We start from the raw sequence: 22,881 nt of genomic DNA on the forward strand, positions 1-22,881 counted from the left end.
ATGGTATACGGGTGCATCATCGACGTCTTCAATACAGAAGATATCAGTGCGGAATGTTCCGGAGAGAAACCCCCGTCACGCCCCCGGATTCCCTGCGTTTACGGCCTTGAGGTCGGCTCGCGGAGAAGGACGAGGTTGATGGGAATACGTGTCCCCTTCGCTGTTTCGCGCTTTGCGCGAAAGGCGCGTTACTTTGGGATGGGTGGGAAACGTGGTTGTTGCGACAACTGGTCCCCGCCACAAATTACCCTCGGCATACTTGCGCGAACACCTGCTCGTGCTACACTTGCAATTGCTGTTTCAGGGCGGGGTGGAATTCCCCACTGGCGGTAAATCGGGCGGTGTCAAAGGGACGCCGTGGCGCAGGCGAGGTGCCTGCGACCGAGCCGATGAGTCCGCGACCCGTGCGTGTGTTGGTTCGCATGCCGGCTGAACTGGTGAGATCCCAGTACCAACGGTTAGAGTCCGGATGAAAGAGGCAGGTGATCTTATGTCTGAACAGTCGCAGCATATCCATTTTGAGAACACGAATAGGTGGAGCACCAAACAGCTCGTTACCATGGCGCTGATGTGCGCCTTGGGCGCCCTGTTTATGTATGTGCAGCTGCCCATCCTTCCTTCGGCGCCGTTTTTGACGTATGATCCGTCGCTGGTGCCGGCGATGGTGTGCGGGTTTGCGTATGGTCCCGGCGCCGGTACCGCTGTTGCCGCTATGGCTATCGTTATCCATGCGCTCACCACGGGTGACTGGGTCGGCGCGCTTATGAACTTGGTTGCCACGCTGGACTACATTCTGCCCGCGGCTATCGTCTACCAGAAGATGCACACCTATAAGGGTGCCGTGATTGGCCTGGTGCTCGGCGTCATTGCCGCTACGGCGCTGTCTATGGTCGCAAACCTTACCATTGGCGTTTGGTTCTGGTATGGCTCGGTCGATGCGATCGCCCCACTCATGATTCCTGCCGTGCTGCCGTTCAACCTTATCAAGACCGTGCTTAACTCGGTGTTGACGCTGGCGGTGTATAAAGCAGTCTCCAACCTCATCACGCCTAAAAAGGACCAGGTCAAAGGCCGCGCATGATTGAGTGTCGGGGCGTTTCCTTTAGCTATGACGGTGCCGTGTCGGCGCTCGATGGCGTCGATCTGAACATCGAGGACGGTGAGTTTTTCTGCATCCTCGGTGGCAATGGGTCGGGCAAGTCGACGTTTGCCAAGCATCTGAATGCGCTGCTGCAGCCCGATGCGGGCACGGTGCGTATCAACGGCATGGATGCGTCCGACCCCGAGCTGGTCTATGACATTCGTTCGACCGCGGGCATGGTGTTCCAGAATCCCGGCGATCAGCTGGTGGCGACGCTTGTCGAAGATGACGTTGCGTTTGGTCCCGAAAACCTCGGCGTGCCATCGGCGCAAATTGCGCAGCGCGTACGCGAGGCGCTGAAGGGCGTGGGCCTGGTGGGCTTTGAGCGCCACGAGACCCATGCGCTTTCGGGCGGCCAAAAGCAGCGCGTGGCGCTTGCCGGCGTGCTCGCCATGGAACCGCACGTGCTCATATTGGACGAGGCTTCCTCGATGCTCGATCCGCGTGGACGCAAGGGCCTCATGAAGGCTTGCCGCGCGTTGCACGCTCGCGGCATGACCATCGTGATGATTACGCACTTTATGGAAGAGGCCGCCGAGGCCGATCGTGTCGCGGTGTTTCGGGCGGGGCGCGTTGCCATGCTCGGTACGCCCGAGGAAATCTTGACGCGGGCGGGCGAACTTGCGCAGCTCAACCTTGACATGCCAGAGTCGTGCCGTTTGGGCATGGCGCTTCGTGCGAAGGGCGTGCCCGTTCATGCGCAGGTGCGCGAGGTGGATATGGTCGCCGAGATTGCGCAGACTTATGCCGAGCGAAGTGGGGAAGGCACCGTGGGGCAGTCTTCCGCACCCCAATCGGAAATCGTTGGCGGTACGGTTTCGGCAAGCAACGAAGATGACGTACCAGAGCCCATCATCGAGCTATCCCATGTTTCGTACAGTTATTCGCTCAGTCCGCGCGAGCGCCGCCGCTGGCATAAGCGCTCGGCCACTGCGGGCAAGTCGAGCAAACAGGCTCTCTGGGGAAACGACCCCAGCAGCCCGTGGGCGCTGCGCGATGTATCGCTGACGGTGTGTCGCGGCGAGTTCCTGGGCTTGGCAGGTCATACCGGTTCGGGTAAGTCGACGCTGGTCCAGCATCTCAACGGTTTGATTCGCCCCCAGGAGGGATCCGTTCGCGCGCTGGGGCTCGATCTGTCAAACAAGAAAGACGCCGCCGCGGTTAAGGCCAAGGTCGGCGTGGTGTTTCAGTATCCCGAGCGTCAGCTGTTTGCCGAAACCGTGGCGCAGGACGTGGCGTTTGGTCCGCATAACCTTGGCTTGCCGCAAGATGAAGTCGACCGTCGTGTTGAGTCATCGCTCTCACGCGTGGGCCTCGACCTTTCCACGGTCGGCGACAAGAGTCCCTTTGAGCTTTCGGGCGGTCAGCAACGGCGTGTGGCATTCGCCGGCGTGCTCGCCATGGAGCCCGAGGTCCTGGTGCTCGATGAGCCCATGGCGGGGCTCGATCCGGCTGCGCGCAGGGATTTCCTTGAGCTTATCGATCGACTTCACCGCGATGGCCTGACCGTTGTTATGGTTTCGCACAGCATGGATGACCTGGCCAATTGCTGCGACCGTATTGTCGTGATGAACGAAGGTGCAGTGTTTGCCGAGGGCACGCCCGCTCAGGTTTTTGCGCATGCGGATGAGCTTAAATCAATCGGCTTGGGCGTTCCCGCCGCCCAGCGTATGGCGCTGGCGCTTGCAAAGGCAGGCGTGCCGCTGCGCTTTGACGGCCTCTATACGGTTGAGTCGCTGGCAGACGAGTTGGTGGACCTGCTAATCGGTCGTTCGGACGGTCCTTTTAGCGTCGTGGACGTTGCTAAATTCAAGACGGTCGTGCGAGAGGAGGGCTGCTGATGGAGGCGTTTTCGTTTGGCAGCTACTATCCGAGCGATAGTGCGATCCACCGCCTGGACCCGCGCACCAAGCTGCTCCTGGGCTTTGTGTTTCTGATCACGACGCTGACCGTCGGCGGTTTCCGCGGATTGGCCCCTGTCGCAGTTTTCGTCGCGCTGATCTATACCGTGTCCCGGGTGCCGGTTCGTCGCGCTCTGTCGTCGATGGCGCCGCTGCTGGCAATCGTCATTGTGGTCGCAGTGCTCAACTTGTTTACCGATCAGAGCGGGCGCATCCTGTGGCAGCTCGGCTTTCTGCAGATAAGCGAGGGTTCGCTGCGTTCTGCCGCCTTTATGGCGTGCCGCCTGAGCTTGATGATGGCCGGCATGAGCGCCATTACGCTCACCACACCGACACTCGACCTCACCGCGGGCTTTGAGCGTCTGCTCGCACCGTTTGCGCGCGTGGGGCTCCCTGCGCATGAGCTCGGCATGATCATGGGTATCGCGCTGCGCTTTATGCCGCAGTTTGCCACCGAGATGAAGCAGACGGCAGATGCGCAGGCAAGCCGCGGTGCGCGCGTGACGGGCGGTCCGCTCGGCGGCGTGCGTATGCTCGGCAGTGTGGCGATTCCGCTGTTCACGGGCGTGTTCCGTCATGCCGAGACGTTGTCTGCCGCCATGGATGCCCGTTGCTATCATGGTGAGCAGGGTCGCACGCGTCTGCATACGCTTGCATTTGGCCGCGGCGATGCGTTGGCGGCGGTGGTGACGGCGTTGCTGCTCATCTGCGTCATCGTCATCAATCTTCAACTTGTTTAGGCGCGATTCGAGCGCAAGAAAGGGGTCCCTATGACCGACAACGACCGCACGGCTCAGCTTGAGCGCGCCTGTTCATATCTCAGGCGCATTCCGGCGTGGTATCTGGCCACGACCGATGTGGCCGACGGGCATCAGCCTCGCGTGAGGCCGTTTTCGTTTGCCATGGTCGATGACGGTAAGCTGTGGTTTTGCACATCGCGCAACAAAGACGTGTGGGCGGAGTTGAGTGCGAATCCCAAGTTTGAGGTTTCGGGTTGGAAACCGGGGGAGTGTTGGATTGTGCTGACCGGCGAGGCCGCGCTCGAGGACGACGCGGTCGTGAGCGACCGGGTGCGCCAAGCCGGCTTTAAGCATATGGTGGGCATCGGCGAGCAACACGATAGTGCCAACGACGGCCGCCTTGCTTTCTTTTCGGTCCGCAACATTGCCGCGCGCTTTTGCGATATCGACGGCAGCGAGGAGCGCCTGGAGCTCTAGCGCGTCTCAAATTAACTACCCGTTCTGAATTAGCTAGTGCCAGGAGGACACATGGACGGATTGAATACGGTTTTGGAGTATCTGACGTCAGTGCCGGCATGGTATTTGGCGACGAGCGTTGACGGACAGCCGCATGTGCGTCCGTTTTCGTTTGCGCAGATCCAGGACGGCAAGCTGTGGTTTGTAACGGCGCGCACCAAAGATGTGTGGCAGGAGCTGCTGCAAAATCAGCGCTTCGAGGCCACGAGTTGGTGGCCGGGCCATGGCTGGCTCATCTTGCGCGGGCATGCCGGTTTGGATGACCGGGCTTTAAACGAAATGCGCGAAGCCGGGTGGAAGCATCTAGAGCGCCTGGGTGAGCACTATGAGGGGCCTAGCGACCCCACGCTCGTCTTCTTTAGCGTCGAGGATCCCGAGGCTTTTATCTGCAATCACGACGAATGGGTGCCGGTCGAGCTCTAGCCAGCTGGCTCATCCTAACAACTTGGTTTTCGCATGGGCGGGCCCCGTATTGCCCGGCGCCGTTAGGAGCGCCGGTCAATACGGGGCCCGCTCCATTTGTCAATTCCTTCAAGCGAATGTGTCGGGAATGTTTCAATGCATGAATATGCAAGCCATTTACATGTTAATGCATCTTTTGGTGCTAAAGTTTCAACCCACTTCATAACGACCGCTGCGAAATGCGCATCGGTGCATAAATCGCAGACAAGGAGTCTGATATGTCTTTGAAGGTTGGAATCGTCGGCGCGGCTGGATATGCCGGAGCCGAGCTCATTCGCCTCGTGCTCGGCCATCCCGAGTTTGAACTTGTTGCCATTACGTCCAACGCCGATGCCGGCCAGCCGCTGTCCGCGGTGTATCCGAGCTTTGCTGGCGTGAGCGATCTGGTTTTCACCACGCATGACGCCCCCGAGCTCAAGAGCTGCGATGCGGTTTTTCTTGCCGTACCGCACACGGCTGCCATGGCACAGGTGCCCGCCCTGCTTGCCGCGGGCGTCTCCTGCTTTGATCTTTCGGCCGATTACCGTCTGAGCGACGCGTCTGTCTTTGAGACATGGTATGCCGCCGAGCATACGAGTCCCGAGTTGCTCAAGACACGTGCCTTCGGTCTGCCCGAGCTGTTCTGCCAGGACTTAGAGACCGCTGCCTCCAGCCATGCCGCTGGCAGGCCCGTGTTGGTCGCCTGCGCCGGCTGCTATCCCACCGCAACGAGCCTTGCTGCCGCTCCTGCCGTGCGTGCGGGCTGGGTGGCCGAGGACGGTCCCGTGATCGTCGATGCCATCAGCGGTGTGACGGGTGCCGGCAAGTCCTGCAACGCTCGTACGCATTTTTGCAGTGCCGACGAGAACTTGGAGGCCTACGGCGTGGGCAAGCATCGCCACACGCCCGAGATTGAGCAAATCCTTGGCCTAACCGATCGCGTCGTCTTTACCCCGCACCTGGCACCGCTCAAGCGTGGTCTGCTCTCTACGGTGACGATGCCGCTTACGCCGCAGGCTATCGATACCTTGACCCTTGAGGACGTTGTCGACTATTACAAGCAGTTCTATGCCGGTCGCACCTTTGTGCGCGTGCTCGATACCGGCCAGCAGCCCAAGACGGCTTCGGTTGTCGGCACCAACGCCGCCCAGATTGGCCTCGCGCTCAACAAGCGCGCGGGCGTGCTGGTGGCGACGGGCGCCATCGACAATCTGTGCAAGGGCGCTGCGGGCCAAGCGGTCCAGTGCGCCAATATCGTCTTTGGCTTTGACGAGCGACGAGGCTTGCCCACAGTGGCGTGCCCGGTGTAGCACATTCGATTGTTAACGATTTGGTAGTCGGGCATCGAGTGGGGCGCCACTCTTAAGCCGGTCTCATGATTACGACTGGCATGGCGCACCAACCGATGTCCGTTTTTTGTTTGACATAAGGAGTCATAAAGACGATGAATACCGAGCTGTTTGATATCAAGATTCGCGCCGTCGAGGGTGGCGTTACGGCTGCGGCTGGTTTTAAGGCTGCAGGCATCCACGCTGGGTTCCGCAAGAACCCCGAGCGTCTGGATTACGCGCTCGTCGTGCCCGATAAACCCTGTCCCGGTGCCGGCGTGTTTACCACCAATCGCTTTTGCGCGGCGCCCGTGCAGGTGAGCCGTGCCAACCTGGGCGGTGCCGACAAGGGCTACGGTATCATCGCCGGCGTTTCGATCAACTCTGGCAATGCCAACGCCGCCACGGGTGAGACCGGCCTTGCATGCGCGCGCGAGACCTGCAACATCGCGTCGCAGGTCATCGGCTGTGAATCCCAGCAGATCCTAGTTGCATCCACAGGCGTGATTGGACAGATTCTGCCCATCGACACATTTGAGACTGCCATTCCTGCTGCCTACGAGGCGCTCTCCGCTCACGGTGGCGCCGATGCCGCTCGCGCCATCATGACGACCGACACGCACTCCAAGGAGTACGCCGTGTCCTACGTCAGTGAGGCTGCGGGTCATGCGGGTAATGTCTATACGGTAGGCGGCATGTGCAAGGGCTCGGGCATGATCATGCCCAACATGGCCACCATGATCGCAGTTATCACCACCGATGCCCCCGTCGAGCCTGCGGCACTTCATGCCCTGCTGCTCTCGACCGTTAAGCAGACCTTTAACAAGGTAACGGTCGATTCCGATACCTCGACCAACGACACCTGCATCATGCTTGCCTCCGGCGCCGCTGCTGCAGATGCCGAGCCTATCGTCGAGGGCTCCGATGCCTTCGACGAGTTGGCATTTGCCGTTCACGAGGTGTGCGAGAGCCTGGCGCGCAATATCGCCGCCGATGGCGAGGGCGCATCCAAGCTTGTTACGGTCAACGTTACCGGCGCCGTGAACGACGAGGAGGCCGATATCGCCGCCCGTGCCGTTGCCAACTCGCCGCTCGTTAAGACCTGCATCGCCGGCCACGACTGCAACTGGGGCCGCGTTGCCATGGCGCTTGGCAAGTGCGGCGTGAAGTTTAATCAGGAAGACGTTTCCATCGACATGATGGGCATGCCTGTCTGTCGCGACGGTCTGACTGTTCCCTTTGACGAGGACGAGGCTCTACGGCGTTTCGAGGCGCCCGAGATCGTGATCTCGGCCGACCTGGGCGCAGGCGACGCGACAACGACCGTGTGGACCTGCGACCTCACGCATGAGTACATCTCCATCAACGGCGATTACCGTTCCTAGATTCCAGGCACGCTGCGCATCTTGCCGCGATTGCGGACAGCGGAGCACGGCGCGATAACGATATGAAAGACGAGGCAGATTATGAAATTCGCACGCGATTGTCGTTCGAGCGAATCCAACGAAGCAACCGCGCAGCTGCTGTTCGAAGCGCTGCCGTGGATTAAGAACCTGACCGGCAAGACGGTTGTTATCAAATATGGCGGAGCCGCCATGGTTGATGAGCAGCTGCGCCGCGACGTGATGAGCGACATCGTTTTGCTCAAGATCATCGGTATGCGCCCCGTCATCGTGCACGGCGGCGGCAAGGCTATCAACGAGGCGCTTAGCCACTACGACATCCCCGTCGAGTTTAAGAACGGCCAGCGCGTGACCACGCCGGCGACTTTGGATATCGTGCGCGAGGTGCTGGGCGGCAAGGTCAACCAGGAGCTGGTTGCTGCCATCAACCACCACGGCAACCTGGCCGTGGGCGTGTCGGGCAGCGATGCCGGCACGCTCATCGCCGAGCCGCTCGACCCCGAGCTCGGTCGCGTGGGCAAAGTGACGCACGTCAACACCGACTATATCGAGCGCTTACTCGACAGCGAGTACATCCCCGTCATCGCAACCGTCGCGGCGGGGGAGGACGGCGGTTTCTTCAACATCAACGCCGATACCGCCGCCGGTGCCGTTGCTGCGGCGCTCCACGCGCATAAGGCGATCTTTTTGACCGATGTCGATGGCCTGTACAAGGACTTTAGCGACAAGGACTCGCTTATCTCCAACCTAACGCTCGACGAGGTTAACGAGATGCTCTACGGCGGCGAGGTCGATAAGGGCATGATTCCCAAACTGCGCGCGGCCGTCGATGCGCTTGCCGGCGGCGTATTTCGTGCTCACATCATCAACGGCGCCACGCCGCATTCGCTGCTGCTGGAGCTGCTGACCGATGCCGGCGTCGGTACCGTGATCCATTCCACCGAGACGGCTTACGAGTTCGATACGCATCCGCATCCGCTTTCGACGTTTGCTGCGCGTCTGACCGAGAACCTCGACGAGGTCGAGAAGCTTCAGACGGTCTAGCTGACCCGCAGCCGCCCCATTCCTGCATCCATAGCCCCGCGCCGTCCGGCGCTCAACGAAAGGCATCCCATGTCACTTGCAGCTCAGCAATCGCTTGAATCCCATTACGTTATGCATACCTTTGGCCGCTCTCCGGTCGAGTTTGTCGAGGGCCACGGCATGAAGCTCACCGGCGACGATGGCCGTGAGTACCTCGACTTTCTTGCCGGCATCGGCGTGTGCAGCCTAGGTCATGGCAACCTGGCTGTGCTCTCGGCGCTCGAGGCACAGACCAAAAAGCTCATGCATGTCTCCAATTACTTCTACATCGAGCAGCGTGGACAGGTCGCGGCGCTGCTGTCCAAGCTTGCTAACGACGACGTAGATGGTGCGCGCGTGCTTGCCGATGCCATTGCCGCCGGCGATGAGACCACGGCAGCTGCTCTTGGTGCCCCGGCTGCGGGCGAGCAGGTGTGGGAGACGTTCTTTGCCAATTCCGGCGCCGAGGCCAACGAGGGCTCGATGAAGCTCGCGCGCTTGTACGCCAAGCGTGCCGGTAACGGCGGCAACACCATCGTGTGCATGCGCGGCGGCTTCCACGGCCGTACGCTCGAGACCATTGCCGCCACCATGCAGGATTGGCTGCAGGATAGTTTCCGTCCGCTGCCGGGTGGCTTTGTGGCCTGCACGCCCAACGATGTCGATGAGCTGCGTGCGATCTTTAAGCAGCTGGGGAGCGAAATTTGTGCCGTGATGCTCGAACCGATCCAGGGTGAGAGTGGCGTGCACCCCATGACCGAGGAGTTTATGGCGGCAGCGCGCGACCTAGCACACGAAGTGGGCGCCGTGCTTATCGCCGACGAGGTCCAGTGCGGTATCTTCCGCACGGGTAAGCCGTTTGCATTCCAAACCTATGGCGTGGAGCCCGACATCATGAGCCTTGCCAAGGGCATTGCTGATGGCGTGCCCATGGGTGCCGTCGTGGCAAAGAAGGAGATTGCCGACGTGTTTAAGCCGGGCGACCACGGCTCGACCTTTGGCGGTAGCTGCCTGGCCATCACGGCGTGTGCCGCGACGCTCTCCGCGCTCGTGCGCGGCGATTATGCCGAGCATGCTGCCAAGGTGGGTGCCTATATGGAGCAGGCGCTGGCTAAGCTTCCGCATGTGGTAGAGGTGCGTGGCCGTGGCTTGATGCTCGGCTGTGATCTGGATGATGCCGCGGGCGACGCGCATGATGTTGTTGCCCGCGCGCTGGCCGCCGGTGCCGTGATTAACGCTACGGGTGCCCATACGCTGCGTTTCCTGCCGCCGCTCGTCTGCGAGGAAGTCGACGTGGACAGTCTGATCGAGATCCTGTCGGACGTTTTGGCCTAACACAGCGCAATAACTTAATTTGGACCGGGTTCCGGACTGCGGGCGTGTCCTATGTGGCATGATTCAGCGGTCTGGAGCCCGTTTTGCCTTAGATTTGCTAAGGCAGGGAGACCTGCTGGTCAAAAAACATCAAATATGAGTACTGTTACCGATTTGGTAGCAGCAATTTTGGACTAATAAGGCCAGATGGCAAGTCGAAATGGCGATGAATGCACGATTTTGATCTAACTGTTAGTTCTTATAATGGACATATGTTGCGTAACTTAAGCAAATACTATCTTTTTATATGTTGCAAACAAAGCAGCAGTACTCATTTTTGCCATTTTTTGCCCACGGCCTTTGTGACAGACGTGCTGGCGGGTTCGAATCCCTCTGCGATGGGCCTGAAAAAAAGAAAGGCCTCCATCGCTGGAGGCCTAACAATTCAGTGGTAGGCGATGAGGGATGTCGCGTGCGGCTGACGCCGCCCGCTTTCGCTTCGGGCCTACGGCCCTCGCGTGCTGCGCTGGAAAACGCTTCGCGTTTCCTCAGCTCCGCACCCTGGCGGGTTCGAATCCCATGCAATGGGCCCAAACAAAAACGGTCCCCTTTCGGGGACCGCTTCCAATTCGGTGGTGGGCGATGAGGGATTCGAACCCCCAGCCTTGTGCGTGTAAAGCACCTGCGCTAACCGTTGCGCCAATCGCCCGTGCGGAGAGAGTATAGCAAAACAATCGCCCCATTCACCTCATATCCATTAAAGGTAACTGGCGCGTGTCACAGCGGAGCTGATTCAGTTGAGATTGCCTGAACATTCCGCCCCTCTTTACGCCCTCGGGTATACTCAAAAGCTACTGATTCGATTTGATGCCCAGCAACAGCAGAGGGGATAGTATATGTGCGGTTTTGTCGGTTTTGTCGGTGGGACGGATAACCAATCCGAGGTGCTCACCAAGATGATGGACCGCATCGTCCATCGCGGTCCCGACATGGGCGGTCAGTTTATCGACGGCCGCGTTGCCCTCGGCTTCCGTCGCCTGTCGATCCTCGACCTGACCGAGGCTGGCGCCCAACCCATGGCCAACGAGGACGGTAGCGTCGTCATTGTCTTCAACGGCGAGATCTACAACTTCCAAGAACTCCGTTCCGAGCTCGAGGCCAAGGGCTACAAGTTCCACTGCGGCGCCGACACCGAGAGCCTCCTGCACGGCTACGAGGAGTGGGGCGAGGCCGTCCTCGATCGCCTGCGCGGTATGTACGCCTTCGTCATCTGGGACAAAAAGAAGAACAAGCTTTTTGGCGCCCGCGACATCTTTGGCATCAAGCCGCTCTACTACTATCCCATGGCCGATGCGGGCGACGGCGCTCCGGGCGTGCTCTTTGGTTCCGAGATCAAGAGCTTCCTGGACTACCCGCACTTCCACAAGGCGGTCAACAAAAAGGCCCTGCGTCCGTACATGACGCTGCAGTATTCGGCAACCGAGGAGACCTTCTTCGAGGGTGTCTACAAGCTGCCGCCGGCGCACTACTTTACCGTCGATATCCCGACCGGCAAGATGAACATCGAGCGCTACTGGGATTGCGATTACTCTGCCGTCGAGAAGCCGTTCGAAGAGTATGTCGATGAGCTGGACGAGGTCGTGCACGAGAGCGTCGAGGCCCATCGCATCGCCGACGTCAAGGTCGCGTCGTTCCTCTCCGGTGGCGTCGACTCCAGTTACATCGCCGCTTGCCTCATGCCCGACAAGACCTTCTCGGTGGGCTTTGACTACAAGAACTTTAACGAGACCAACTACGCCAAGGAGCTTTCCGATAAGCTCGGCGTCGAGAACGTTCGCAAGATGATTACCGCCGACGAGTTCTTCGGTGCGCTCGAGGACATCCAGTATCACATGGATGAGCCGCAGTCCAACCTGTCTTCCGTGCCGCTGTGGTTCTTGGCCGAGATGGCCCGCAAGGACGTCACCGTCGTGCTTTCGGGCGAAGGCGCCGACGAACTCTTTGGCGGCTACGCCTACTACGAGGATACGATCCCGGTGCGCAAGTACAAAAAGATGGTGCCGCTGCCCATCCGTCGCGCGCTCGGAAACCTGGCGTTGCACATGCCGTACTTCAAGGGCCACAACTTCTTGGTCAAGGGTGCCGAGATCCCCGAGAAGTCGTTCCTGGGACAGGCTCTGGTATGGCCGGAGCGCGAGGTCGACGGCGTGCTCAAGCCCGAGTACAACACCGGCGATGGCGCCTTCGAGCTTGCCGCTCCCATCTACGCACGCGTGAAGGGTCAGCCCGAACTGGTCAAGAAGCAGTACCTGGATATGAACATGTGGCTCCCGGGCGACATTCTGCTCAAGGCCGACAAGATGTGCATGGCGCACTCGCTGGAGCTGCGCGTGCCCTTCCTGGACCGCAAAGTCATGGAGTTCGCCGAGCACATTCCCGACCGCTACCGCATCAACGAGAACGGCAACAAGCAGGTACTCCGCCATGCTGCCAACAAGTCGCTGCCCGATGAGTGGGCCACCCGTCCCAAGGTGGGCTTCCCGGTGCCGATTGTCTACTGGCTGCGTGAGCAAAAGTGGTACGACTATGTCAAGGAGTACTTCACCGCGCCGTGGGCAAGCGAGTTCTTCGATACCGACGAGCTCATGCACCTGCTCGATCTGCACTTTGCGGGCAAGGGCGATTTTCAGCGCAAGATCTATACGCCGCTCGTGTTCCTGGTGTGGTACAAGCGCTTCTTTATCGACGAGGACTAGCCCGCTGTTCAGGCTGCCTAGCCTCGGCTTACGAACGCCTGCGCGTAACGGCTCCTCCGGGAGCCGTTTTTGCGTGGGTGCGTTTCAGTTACTATAAAACCGTCCCTGCCAAATGGCTGAGAAAGGTGAAAGATGCACCATTCGGATTCCGCGACCGTGACCACGGTCGATACGCTTGCCAAGCTTCTCGATGTGTGCGGCGAGCTGCGCGCATCAGAGCAGGTTGACGAGCGTGCCGTGACCGGCTGCTCGTTTGATTCGCGCGCGGTCTCGGCAGGTGACGTGTTCTTCTGCAAAGGTGCTGCCTTTAAGCCCGCGTTTTTGCGCATGGCGCTCGATGCGGGCGCCGTCGCATTTGTGTGCGAGGAGTCGCTGGTCGAGTCTCTGGAGCCGCTGGCGCAGGAGAGCGGTGCTGCGATGCTGGTCGTGGACAGCGTTCGCACGGCCATGGCCCTGTTGCCGCCGGAGGTCTACGACCGTCCCGACCACGACGTCAAGATCGTGGGCATCACCGGTACCAAGGGAAAGACCACGGCCACTTTTATGCTCCAGTCCATCATCAAAGCGGCGGGCGAGTCCTGCGGCATGATCGGCTCGGTGAGTACCGACGATGGTATCGAGTGCTACGAGAGCACCAACACCACGCCCGAGGCCCCCGAGGTTTGGCGCCATATCGCCAACTGCCGCACGTCCGGTCGCCAGTCCATGGTCATGGAGGTCTCGAGCCAGGCGCTCAAGTACCAGCGCGTCGAGAATCTGCCGTTTGACGTGGCGTGCTTCCTCAACATCGGCCGCGACCATATCTCGCCGATCGAACACCCTACGTTTGAGGATTATTTTGAGAGCAAACTCAGGATCTTTGACCAGGCAAAGACCGCCGTGGTGAATCTGGGCACCGAAGAGGTCGACCGTGTGCTGGAGGCAGCGTCGACGGCCGAGCGCTTGGTGACCGTTGGCGTCGAGCATCCCGAGGCAAGCCTGTGGGCGAGCGACGTACGCATGGACGGCTTTAGCATCGAGTTCAACTTGCATGGCCTGTGTGCCGACGAGTCCGAGGCGGGGGAGAAGATCCTGCTGGGTATCGCGGGAGACTTTAACGTGGAGAACGCGCTGGTCGCTATCGCCGCCGCGGGCGAGATCGGCATCGGTATCGAGGCTATCAAGAAGGGCCTCTCCAAACTGCGTGTGCCGGGCCGCATGGAGGTCGTGGAGTCGAAGGACGGCCGCGTGATTTGCGTTGTCGACTACGCGCACAACCAGCTTTCGTTCCGCTCGCTTTTCTCGTCGGTCAAGCGCGCGTTTCCCGCCAGCCCGGTCATCGCAGTGTTTGGCGCCGCCGGCGGCAAGGCGCAGGAGCGCCGCGAGCAGCTTCCGCGCGAGGCTGCACCATATTCCGACCTGATGATCTTTGCCAACGAGGATCCAGCTCACGAGGACCCGATGAAGGTCTGTCGCGAGCTTGCCGAACATGTTCCCGACGATACGCCGAACAAGATCATCCTCGATCGCGAAGCCGCTGTGCATGCGGCGTTCAAGGCGGCGCGCGAGGAGTACATCAACCCCGATGCTCCTACCATTGTCTTGCTGCTGGCAAAGGGTGACGAGGAGCTCATGCACGTGGGCGACGAGTTCGTGCCCATCGAGAGCGACCTTTCGTTGGCCAATCGCCTGATCGATGTTACCCAGTTTGACTAATGAGCCATGATGGCGAAGGCGCCCTGAGTGCGCTGTCGCCATAAACGTGCTCCCTCAATCAAAACATGCCGTCCACGCCCAAACCCTTCTACGTAAACGGAGTAACCATGTCCCACAACACCCTGCCGACTGTTGCCGAGCTTTCGGGCGAGATGCGCGAGCGCTTGGCCAAGGTCAAGTACGTCTTTACCGACCTGGATGCCACGATGCTCGCACCCGGCTCGTGCGTGCTGCGCGACAACGACGGCAACCCCTCGACCAAACTCGTCGACGCCGTCGTGGCGCTCGCTCGCGCTGGTATTCAGGTGGTTCCCACCTCGGGCCGCAACCGTACCATGATCCACGAGGACGCGCGTGTGCTCGGCCTCAACTCCTACATTGGTGAGATGGGCGGCCTGGTCATGTACGACCTCAAAGCCAACGATTGGGAGTATCTGACCGGCGACATGCCCTACGACCCCTCTTGCGGTCTCACGCCGCACCAGGTGATCGAGCAGACCGGCGTGTGCGAGAAGATCCTCGCCCGCTGGCCGCACAAGATCGAGTATCACAACGACATGTCGACCGGCTACAAGTACCGCGAGGTCACCGTCGGCATGCGCGGCGACATCCCCGATGACGAGGCGCAGGCCATCCTCGACGAGGCCGGCTGCGGTCTGGTCTGGGCTTGCAACGGCCATCTGACGCATCTGTCCAAGCCGACGACGCTCGAGCTCGATCGCGTCGAGGACGGTCGCGCCTTCAACATCAACCCCGCGGGCCTCAACAAAGGCGTCGCCATTGCGCGCTTCTGCGAGCACCTGGGGATCGAGCGCGAGGAGACGTTGGCGCTCGGCGATTCCGAGTCCGACTTCTACATGGCCGATCACGTGGGCACGTTCTGCCTGGTCGAGAATGGCCTGACGAGCGCCGGTGCGCCCGAGTTCTTGGCTGCTTGCGAGAACGCTTTCGTTACGCGCGGCAAAATTGTCGACGGTTGGGCGGCGACGGCAGAGCTGCTGATCGCGGCGCGTTCGTAGCGCGGCGTCGCCGCACTTGGACATGTCTTTTCGAGAGAGACTGGTGAGGTAATGTCCGATATCGAGAATCTGGCAGGCGACACGCGCCCGATTGGCGTGTTCGATTCTGGTTTGGGCGGTCTGACGGTTGCGCGCGCCATCGCGACGGCGCTGCCGCATGAGTCCGTCTACTACTTCGGCGACACCAAACGCTGCCCCTACGGCACGCGCACCGAGGATGAGGTGCGCTCATTTGCGTTGCAGGCGGGTCGTTGGCTTTCGAAGCACGACGTCAAGATAATGGTCATCGCCTGCAACACGGCGACCGCCGCGGCCTTGCGTCTGGCCCAGCAGGTGCTCGACGTCCCCGTCATCGGTGTGATCGCGCCGGGCGCACGCGCGGCAATCAACAGCACCCGCACTCGCCGGGTGGGCGTGCTCGCCACCAACCTCACCATTCGCTCGGGCGCCTATACGCGCGCCATTCAGGATCTAGATGCCGGCGTCGATGTATACGGCTGTCCTGCCTCGAGCTTTGTCGAGGTTGTCGAACACGAGCTCGCCTCGGGTGCACATCTGCAGGAACAGTGGCTTGAGAACGAGGACATCTTCGATACGCCTGCCGTGCGTGCGCTGGTGGGTGCCACGGTTGAGCCGCTGCGCGACCACGGTATCGATACCGTGGTGCTCGGCTGTACGCATTTTCCGCTGTTGGTGGGACCTATCCGGCATGCGCTGGGGCCTGGGGTGCGCGTCGTGAGTTCCGCCGAGGAGACCACGCGCGAGCTGACCGATATCCTCACGCGCCGCGAGCAGCTGGCGGGCGACGCCGCCGAGCCGCAGCATCGTTTTGCCACGACGGCCGATAACATTGCCGAGTTTGCGGTGGCGGGCAGCTTTATCTTTGGTCAGCCGCTCAAGAGCATCGAACATATCGATATCGATGAGCTGAAATAGATGTAAGGCAGCCGCCAAAGCCTTCGCCACATCTTTTGCCGAAAGGATATTTCTATGGAGTACATGCAGGTCAACCGCGCCAACGGTCGCGCCGCCAACGAGTTGCGCCCCGTTAAGCTCACCCGTGGCGTCATGAAGCACGCCCACGGCTCGTGTTTGGCCGAGTTCGGCGACACGCGCGTGCTGTGCGCCGCCACTATCGAGGAGGGCGTGCCGGGCTGGCGAAAGGGAGCTAAGGTCGGCTGGGTGACCGCGGAATACGCCATGTTGCCGACGTCGACCGGCAAGCGCTGCAAGCGCGAGCATGCCAACCGCAAGGGTCGCTCCATGGAGATCGAGCGCCTCATTGGCCGCAGCCTGCGTACCGTCGTCAACATGAAGGCGCTCGGCGAGTACACCGTCACCGTCGACTGCGATGTGATTCAGGCCGATGGCGGCACGCGTACAGCGAGCATCACCGGCGCCTGGGTGGCTTTGCACGACGCCCTCGCCATGTGGGTCGAGGCGGGCAAGATCGAGCGCATCCCGCTTACCGGCCAGGTGGCTGCCATCTCCATGGGCGTTGTCGACGGCAATACGCTGCTTGACCTCGATTATTCCGAGGACAGCCATGCCGAGGTCGACATGAACCTCGTCGCCACCGATACCGGTGAGATGATCGAGCTCCAGGGCACCGGCGAGCAGGCGCCCTTCGACCGCAAACGCCTCAACGCCCTGCTCGACCTGGGCGACAAGGGTATCGCCGAGCTCATCGAGCTCCAGCGCCAAGCCCTCGCCTAACCTACCAAAAAGGGACAGGTTTAATTTGGTAGGTTTTATCTGCGGAGACGTCTAGACACAAGACTGTCGTTGATTGAGAGGGGAGAGGCAGAGGCCCTCGTCGCCCTCGGCGCGGCATTGCTATAGAGACAAGGAGACCACTCATGGCACTTGAGAAGATTGACATCGACACCCTCGATCCGGCGGCGACCATCGTCGTGGCAACGGGCAACGCCCATAAGCTCACCGAGATCGAGGCCATTTTGGGCAAGGTCATGCCCGAGGTGCGCTTTGTGGCGCTCGGCCAGCTGGGCGATTTTGAGGATCCCGAGGAAAACGGCACGACGTTTTTGGAGAACGCCATCATCAAGGCGCAGGCTGCCGTCGAAGAGACGGGCCTTATGGCCATTGCCGACGATTCGGGCTTGGTCGTCGACGCGCTGGACGGTGAGCCCGGTGTGTATAGCGCGCGCTACGCGGGCGTTCACGGCGACGATGCCGCCAACAATGCCAAGCTGCTCGTGAATCTGGATGGCGTGGCGGACGAGGATCGCACCGCGCGCTTTGTGAGCGTCGTCGCGCTCATCGACACGGACGGTTTGGTCACCTATGGTGAGGGCGCCTGCGAGGGCACTATCGCACACGAGGGCCGCGGCAATCACGGCTTTGGCTACGACCCGCTGTTCCTGCCGGTCGACACGCCGGGCAAGACCATGGCCGAGCTGACGGCGGACGAGAAGAACGCTATCAGCCATCGTTTCCACGCGCTCGAGCATCTGTCCGCCAAACTGACGGGCGAGGAGTAGGCCGTGCGCGCGGTGGTGCAGCGCGTGCTCAACGCCGGCGTGACGGTCGACGGCGAGTGCGTGGGTCGCATTGGACGCGGCTACCTGGTGCTGCTGGGTGTGGGCCATGGCGATACGCGTGCCGAGGCCGACAAGCTGTGGGGCAAGCTCCGCGGGCTGCGTATCAACGAGGACGAGAACGGCAAGACCAACCTGGCACTTGCCGATGTCGACGGCGAGGTACTCGTGGTGTCGCAGTTCACGCTGTTTGCCGACTGCCGCCACGGCCGCCGTCCGTCGTTTACGGATGCCGGCGCCCCCGATGTCGCCAACGAGCTCTACGAGTACTTCTTGACGCTTGTGCGCGAGGACGTTGAGCACGTGGCGCACGGTATCTTTGGCGCCGACATGAAGGTCGACCTGGTCAACGACGGCCCATTCACCATCGTCTTGGACACCGACAACCTTTAGGTTACGCGGTTTTACCAAACCGCGTAACAACTGGTCATGCGAGGTTGTCGTCTGGTACGTATTTGGGACGGGGCTTATTTAGCTACTTGCGTATGGCGGTAGCAGGGTGCTATAGTATTAGAGTTTTGTCTATCTTAGGGGTATTATCCCCTTTTTGAATTGCACCTTCTGGAGGCCCTGTTCATGGAAGAGATGGAAGTCAATCACGTCGACGACATCCACGAGAAGCTGACCGATATGGTGGGCGATCGCGTCAAGGTTAAGGCCAACATGGGCCGCACCCGCGTTGTCGAGCGCATGGGCACCATCAAGAGCGTCCACCCCGCCGTCTTCATTGTCGAGGTCGACGAGCGTCGTGGCCGCAAGTCGCGTCAGTCCTACCAGTATATCGATGTCCTCACCGGTCAGGTCGAGCTGTTCGACCCCGAGAGCGGCGAGCATATCTTTACCCCGCTCGGCAATCAGCTCGAGGAGCACTAACGGTGACCGATCGGTCCCTGACTCTTTCCGCGCCGGCAAAGATTAACCTCTACCTGGGGGTTCATACCGAGCGCGATGACCGCGGCTACCACAGGGTCGATTCCCTGATGGCAGCCGTCGGTCTTTCCGATGCCGTGACGGTCACGCCGGCGCAGGCGCTGACTGTCCAGACGGTTCCAGCATCAGATTTTCCCATGCAAAAGAATACGGCGTATCGGGCTGCGGTTGCTATGGCCGAGCATTATGGTCGCGAGGCAAACATCTGCGTGACGATTGAGAAGCGCATTCCATTGTGCGCTGGCTTGGGCGGCCCCTCGACGGATGCGGCCGCGGTCATTGTCGCCTTGGCGGAGCTCTGGGGAATTGATCGCACCGACCCCGCGCTCGATGACATTGCGCGGGGCATTGGTGCTGACGTCCCGTTCTTTTTGCACGCGAGTCCTGCGTTTTACGTAGGTGGGGGAGACGTGCTGGCAACTGAGTACCCCGCGCTGCCCGCGACGCCCGTCGTGTTGGTCAAGCCGCGCGAGGCGAGCGTTTCGACAATTGAAGCCTATCGACGTTTTGACGAGGCCCCGATGCCTGCGGACAAGCCCGGCGCGATGGCTTCTGCCTTGCGTGCTGGTGATGCTGAGACGGCATATGCGCTCATCCATAACAACTTGGGTGTCATTTCCGCACAGATGGAGCCGCAGATTAAAACGGTCCTCGACTGGCTGCATAAACAGGATGGCACCGTTGCTGTAGATGTGTGCGGATCGGGTGCCTGCTCGTTTGCCATTTGCGACACCACCGTCACGGCCGAAAGGCTTGCCGACGCTGCCCAGCAAAACGGCTGGTGGTCCTGCGCGACGGAGCTCATTCCCAACACGGTTCGCGCCGAAGTGCCAAAGAAGTAAAAATTTCTCTAGCACACGACGGAAATCTTTGTTACTATAGTCGAGCTAACGGGTTGTGGCTCAGTTTGGTAGAGCACTGCGTTCGGGACGCAGGGGTCGCTGGTTCAAATCCAGTCAACCCGACCAGAGCATGAGGAGGGACCGCTTCTTGCGGTCCCTTTTTTTAGCTATTGTTGTGATACCGCGATACCCGCGGTATACTCATTCGAGCTTGTCTCGCTGTATTGTGGAGGTCTACATGTTTGGACTGAGGGCTCCTGAGCTCATCATTATTCTCGTCGTTGTCCTGATTATCTTCGGGCCCAAGAACCTGCCGAAGCTCGGCAAGTCCCTCGGCTCTACCGTCAAGAATATCCGCGAGGGTATGGAGGGCGACGATAAGGCCGAGACCAAGCAGGCCGAGGAGGTCGTGGTCGAGCAGTCCGAGGAGGACAAGGAGATCGCTGAGCTCGAGGCCAAGCTCGCTGCTGCCAAGAAGAAGCAGGCAGAGGACAGCGACGCGGACGCAGAGTAGTCCCATCCCTTTGGGGTGAGCACCTGACCGGCTTGCCCGCAGGCTAGCCGGTCTTTTTCGTTTTGTTGACAGTTGATTGTTTGATCAGAGTTGGGGAGATATCCGTATGGACGCAAGCCAGATCGTACTGACCGCTGAGGGCCGCCAGAAGCTCGTCGAGGAGCTCGCTTGGCGTGAGGGCGATTACGCCAAGGAGATCGTCGAGGACATCAAGGAAGCCCGCGCGTTCGGCGACCTTTCGGAGAACTCCGAGTACGACGCCGCTAAGGACAAGCAGGCCCAGAACGCCGCTCGTATTGCCGAGATCCAGGCCATCCTCGCCAACGCTCAGATCGCTGCCAGCACGGGCGACCTGACCGTCTCCATTGGCTCGACCGTCACCCTGGTCGACCCCAACGGTGAGCTCATCGAGGTCACGCTTGTCGGTACCACCGAGACCAACTCGCTCGAGCACAAGATCTCCAACGAGTCTCCGGTCGGTCACGCCATCATCGGTCACGGCGAGGGCGATTCCGTCGAGGTCGTTACGCCTTCCGGCAAGACTCGCGTCTACACCATCGCCAAGATCGCACGCTAGACCACGGTCCCGCGTAAAGGTATGTTTTCGCTCCCTGGGACCGAATCCTGGGGAGCGTTTTAGTTTGAGGAGCTAACTTATGGCAGAGAACCAGAACGCCGCCGATCAGGCATCGACGCTCAACGACGAGCGCGCCACCCGCCTGGCCAAGCGCGCCGCCCTGTTCGAGGCGGGCCAGAACCCCTATCCCGAGCACTCTGAGCTTGAGGACTACGTCGCCGATATCGAGGCTAAGTACGCCGAGCTTGCCGATGGCGAGGACACCGAGGACGTCGTGAAGATCGCCGGCCGCGTGGTCGCCAAGCGCGGTCAGGGCAAGATCATGTTCATCGTCGTGCGCGATGCGACTGCCGAGATTCAGCTGTTCTGCCGCATCAACGACATGGACGAGGCTGCCTGGAATACGCTCAAGGCCCTCGACCTGGGCGACATCCTGGGCGTGACCGGCGTGGTCGTGCGCACCCAGCGCGGCCAGCTTTCCGTTGCCCCTAAGAGCGCGACCCTGCTTGCCAAGGCCGTTCGTCCGCTGCCCGAGAAGTTCCACGGTCTTTCCGACAAGGAGACCCGCTATCGCCAGCGCTATGTCGACCTGATCGCCAACGACGATGTTCGCGAGACCTTCCGTAAGCGTTCGCAGATTCTCTCCACCTTCCGTCGCTTTATGGAGTCCGACGGCTACATGGAGGTCGAGACCCCCATCTTGCAGACCATCCAGGGCGGCGCTACGGCTAAGCCGTTCATTACCCACTTCAACGCGCTCGATCAGGAGTGCTACCTGCGTATTGCCACCGAGCTGCACCTCAAGCGCTGCATTGTCGGTGGTTTTGAGCGCGTGTTCGAGATCGGCCGCATCTTCCGTAACGAGGGCATGGACCTTACTCACAACCCCGAGTTCACCACGATGGAGGCCTACCGTGCCTTCTCCGACCTCGAGGGCATGAAGGCGCTCGCCCAGGGTGTCATTAAGGCGGCTAACAAGGCCATCGGCAACCCCGAGGTCATCGAGTACCAGGGCCAGACCATCGACCTTTCTGGCGAGTGGGCCAGCCGTCCCATGACCGACATCGTCTCCGACGTGCTCGGCAAGCAGGTCACCATCGACACGCCGGTCGAGGAGCTTGCTGCCGCCGCGCGCGAGAAGGGCCTGGAGATTAAGCCCGAGTGGACCGCCGGCAAGATTATCGCCGAGATTTACGATGAGCTGGGCGAGGACACCATCGTCAACCCGACCTTCGTGTGCGATTACCCCATCGAGGTCAGCCCGCTTGCCAAGCGCTTTGAGGACGACCCGCGCCTGACGCACCGCTTTGAGCTGGTTATTGCCGGTCACGAGTACGCCAACGCGTTCTCCGAGCTCAACGACCCGGTCGACCAGGCTGAGCGCTTTGCTGCCCAGATGGCCGAGAAGGCCGGCGGCGACGACGAGGCCATGGAGTATGACGAGGACTACGTGCGCGCCCTCGAGTACGGTATGCCTCCCGCGGGCGGCATTGGCATTGGTATCGACCGCGTGGTCATGCTGCTTACTAACCAGGCTTCTATCCGCGACGTGCTGCTGTTCCCGCACATGAAGCCCGAGAAGGGTTTCCAGTCCGGTGCCGCTGCCGCCAAGGCTGCCGAGGCCGGCAACGCCGCGAGCCCGTTCGTTAAGTCGCTTAAGCCCACGCTCGATTACTCCAAGATCGCCGTTGAGCCGCTGTTTGAGGAGTTCGTCGACTTTGATACCTTCTCCAAGAGCGATTTCCGCGCTGTGAAGGTCAAGGCATGCGAGGCCGTCAAGAAGTCCAAGAAGCTGCTGAACTTTACGCTCGACGACGGTACCGGTACCGACCGCACCATCCTCTCCGGTATTCACGCTTATTACGAGCCCGAGGACCTGGTCGGCAAGACCTTGCTCGCCATCACCAACCTGCCTCCGCGCAAGATGATGGGTATTCCCAGCTGCGGCATGCTGATCAGCGCTGTCCACGAGGAGGAGGGCGAGGAGCGCCTCAACCTGATCCAGCTCGACGCCTCCATCCCCGCCGGCGCAAAGATGTACTAGGGGGTTACGGCGTTTTACCAAACGCCGTAACCGCTCGACGCTGCGCGCCGCCCAGAGCGACAATTTGTCATTCAAAAGGCAAGGCATGACCAGAAGGTCT

Annotated in this window: 21 protein-coding genes, 2 tRNA genes and 1 riboswitch; of the genes, 22 read left to right on the top strand and 1 reads right to left on the bottom strand. The window is 60.6% G+C overall.

All coding sequences use genetic code 11. The features are described 5' to 3' along the window. Positions 1 to 292 precede the first annotated feature (292 nt). Positions 293 to 485: riboswitch (FMN riboswitch) on the top strand. 5 nt (positions 486 to 490) lie between these two features. From DWY05_RS04225 to DWY05_RS04265, 9 genes are all read left to right on the top strand, one after another. After that, entirely contained in the window at positions 491 to 1,081 is a 591-nt protein-coding gene (locus tag DWY05_RS04225) for an ECF transporter S component (RefSeq protein ID WP_117820755.1), read from the top strand. Next, positions 1,078 to 2,982 carry an energy-coupling factor transporter ATPase gene (locus DWY05_RS04230; protein ID WP_117820756.1) on the top strand — a complete coding sequence of 635 codons (1,905 nt, stop codon included), beginning with the start codon at positions 1,078 to 1,080 and terminating at the stop codon, positions 2,980 to 2,982. The genes DWY05_RS04225 and DWY05_RS04230 overlap by 4 nt, the downstream gene beginning before the upstream one ends. Further along, positions 2,982 to 3,782, top strand: a complete 801-nt coding sequence (locus tag DWY05_RS04235; RefSeq protein WP_117820757.1) for an energy-coupling factor transporter transmembrane protein EcfT — start codon at positions 2,982 to 2,984, stop codon at positions 3,780 to 3,782. Before DWY05_RS04230 ends, DWY05_RS04235 begins: the two co-directional genes overlap by 1 nt. Positions 3,783 to 3,812: 30 nt before the next feature. Beyond that, the gene (locus tag DWY05_RS04240; protein WP_117820758.1) at positions 3,813 to 4,259 is read left to right on the top strand and encodes a pyridoxamine 5'-phosphate oxidase family protein; all 447 of its coding nucleotides are present in this window, start codon (positions 3,813 to 3,815) and stop codon (positions 4,257 to 4,259) included. 51 nt (positions 4,260 to 4,310) lie between these two features. Further along, the gene (locus tag DWY05_RS04245) at positions 4,311 to 4,721 is read left to right on the top strand and encodes a pyridoxamine 5'-phosphate oxidase family protein (protein WP_117820759.1); all 411 of its coding nucleotides are present in this window, start codon (positions 4,311 to 4,313) and stop codon (positions 4,719 to 4,721) included. Between the two features lie 257 nt (positions 4,722 to 4,978). After that, positions 4,979 to 6,049: an N-acetyl-gamma-glutamyl-phosphate reductase gene (gene argC, locus DWY05_RS04250; RefSeq protein WP_117820760.1), complete on the top strand. Its 1,071-nt coding sequence runs from the start codon at positions 4,979 to 4,981 to the stop codon at positions 6,047 to 6,049. A 134-nt stretch (positions 6,050 to 6,183) separates the two neighbouring features. Next, complete coding sequence (gene argJ, locus DWY05_RS04255; RefSeq protein WP_199409561.1) at positions 6,184 to 7,452, top strand: bifunctional glutamate N-acetyltransferase/amino-acid acetyltransferase ArgJ; 1,269 nt, start codon at positions 6,184 to 6,186, stop codon at positions 7,450 to 7,452. An 81-nt stretch (positions 7,453 to 7,533) separates the two neighbouring features. Then, the gene (gene argB / locus DWY05_RS04260; RefSeq protein ID WP_117820762.1) at positions 7,534 to 8,514 is read left to right on the top strand and encodes an acetylglutamate kinase; all 981 of its coding nucleotides are present in this window, start codon (positions 7,534 to 7,536) and stop codon (positions 8,512 to 8,514) included. A 69-nt stretch (positions 8,515 to 8,583) separates the two neighbouring features. Next, on the top strand, positions 8,584 to 9,867 hold the full coding sequence (locus DWY05_RS04265) for an aspartate aminotransferase family protein (protein ID WP_117820763.1): 1,284 nt from the start codon (positions 8,584 to 8,586) through the stop codon (positions 9,865 to 9,867). A 612-nt stretch (positions 9,868 to 10,479) separates the two neighbouring features. Here DWY05_RS04265 and DWY05_RS04270 read toward each other — a convergent pair. Continuing rightward, positions 10,480 to 10,555: transfer RNA gene (locus tag DWY05_RS04270), tRNA-Val, on the bottom strand. Positions 10,556 to 10,742: 187 nt separating this feature from the next. On the opposite strand from DWY05_RS04270, the gene asnB reads away from it, so the two are divergent. From asnB to lysS, 13 genes are all read left to right on the top strand, one after another. Then, a complete protein-coding gene (gene asnB / locus DWY05_RS04275; protein WP_117820764.1) occupies positions 10,743 to 12,602 on the top strand; it encodes an asparagine synthase (glutamine-hydrolyzing) in 1,860 nt (619 codons plus the stop codon). A 132-nt stretch (positions 12,603 to 12,734) separates the two neighbouring features. Then, the gene (locus tag DWY05_RS04280; protein WP_117820765.1) at positions 12,735 to 14,297 is read left to right on the top strand and encodes a Mur ligase family protein; all 1,563 of its coding nucleotides are present in this window, start codon (positions 12,735 to 12,737) and stop codon (positions 14,295 to 14,297) included. A gap of 107 nt (positions 14,298 to 14,404) precedes the next feature. After that, on the top strand, positions 14,405 to 15,316 hold the full coding sequence (locus tag DWY05_RS04285) for an HAD family hydrolase (RefSeq protein WP_117820766.1): 912 nt from the start codon (positions 14,405 to 14,407) through the stop codon (positions 15,314 to 15,316). Between the two features lie 51 nt (positions 15,317 to 15,367). Then, positions 15,368 to 16,252, top strand: coding sequence for a glutamate racemase (murI, locus tag DWY05_RS04290; RefSeq protein WP_117778584.1), 885 nt, complete (start codon positions 15,368 to 15,370; stop codon positions 16,250 to 16,252). 54 nt (positions 16,253 to 16,306) lie between these two features. Then, positions 16,307 to 17,032 carry a ribonuclease PH gene (rph, locus tag DWY05_RS04295; protein WP_117820767.1) on the top strand — a complete coding sequence of 242 codons (726 nt, stop codon included), beginning with the start codon at positions 16,307 to 16,309 and terminating at the stop codon, positions 17,030 to 17,032. Positions 17,033 to 17,175: 143 nt separating this feature from the next. Further along, positions 17,176 to 17,817, top strand: coding sequence for an RdgB/HAM1 family non-canonical purine NTP pyrophosphatase (gene rdgB / locus DWY05_RS04300; protein WP_117820768.1), 642 nt, complete (start codon positions 17,176 to 17,178; stop codon positions 17,815 to 17,817). A 3-nt stretch (positions 17,818 to 17,820) separates the two neighbouring features. Continuing rightward, positions 17,821 to 18,267 (top strand): D-aminoacyl-tRNA deacylase, encoded by a 447-nt coding sequence (gene dtd / locus DWY05_RS04305; protein ID WP_022094897.1) that lies wholly within the window; start codon positions 17,821 to 17,823, stop codon positions 18,265 to 18,267. Positions 18,268 to 18,450: 183 nt separating this feature from the next. After that, positions 18,451 to 18,747 (top strand): Veg family protein, encoded by a 297-nt coding sequence (locus DWY05_RS04310; RefSeq protein ID WP_006234957.1) that lies wholly within the window; start codon positions 18,451 to 18,453, stop codon positions 18,745 to 18,747. Between the two features lie 2 nt (positions 18,748 to 18,749). Further along, on the top strand, positions 18,750 to 19,646 hold the full coding sequence (ispE, locus tag DWY05_RS04315) for a 4-(cytidine 5'-diphospho)-2-C-methyl-D-erythritol kinase (protein WP_233503993.1): 897 nt from the start codon (positions 18,750 to 18,752) through the stop codon (positions 19,644 to 19,646). 49 nt (positions 19,647 to 19,695) lie between these two features. Continuing rightward, positions 19,696 to 19,772 (top strand) — tRNA-Pro (locus DWY05_RS04320). Between the two features lie 112 nt (positions 19,773 to 19,884). Continuing rightward, on the top strand, positions 19,885 to 20,160 hold the full coding sequence (gene tatA, locus DWY05_RS04325; RefSeq protein WP_022094895.1) for a twin-arginine translocase TatA/TatE family subunit: 276 nt from the start codon (positions 19,885 to 19,887) through the stop codon (positions 20,158 to 20,160). 106 nt (positions 20,161 to 20,266) lie between these two features. After that, positions 20,267 to 20,737, top strand: coding sequence for a transcription elongation factor GreA (gene greA / locus DWY05_RS04330; RefSeq protein ID WP_117820769.1), 471 nt, complete (start codon positions 20,267 to 20,269; stop codon positions 20,735 to 20,737). Positions 20,738 to 20,816: 79 nt separating this feature from the next. Next, positions 20,817 to 22,781 carry a lysine--tRNA ligase gene (gene lysS / locus DWY05_RS04335; protein ID WP_117820770.1) on the top strand — a complete coding sequence of 655 codons (1,965 nt, stop codon included), beginning with the start codon at positions 20,817 to 20,819 and terminating at the stop codon, positions 22,779 to 22,781. The last annotated feature ends 100 nt before the right edge of the window (positions 22,782 to 22,881 follow it).

The sequence above is a fragment of the Collinsella sp. AF23-4AC genome, from assembly GCF_003462685.1.
Lineage (GTDB): Bacteria > Actinomycetota > Coriobacteriia > Coriobacteriales > Coriobacteriaceae > Collinsella.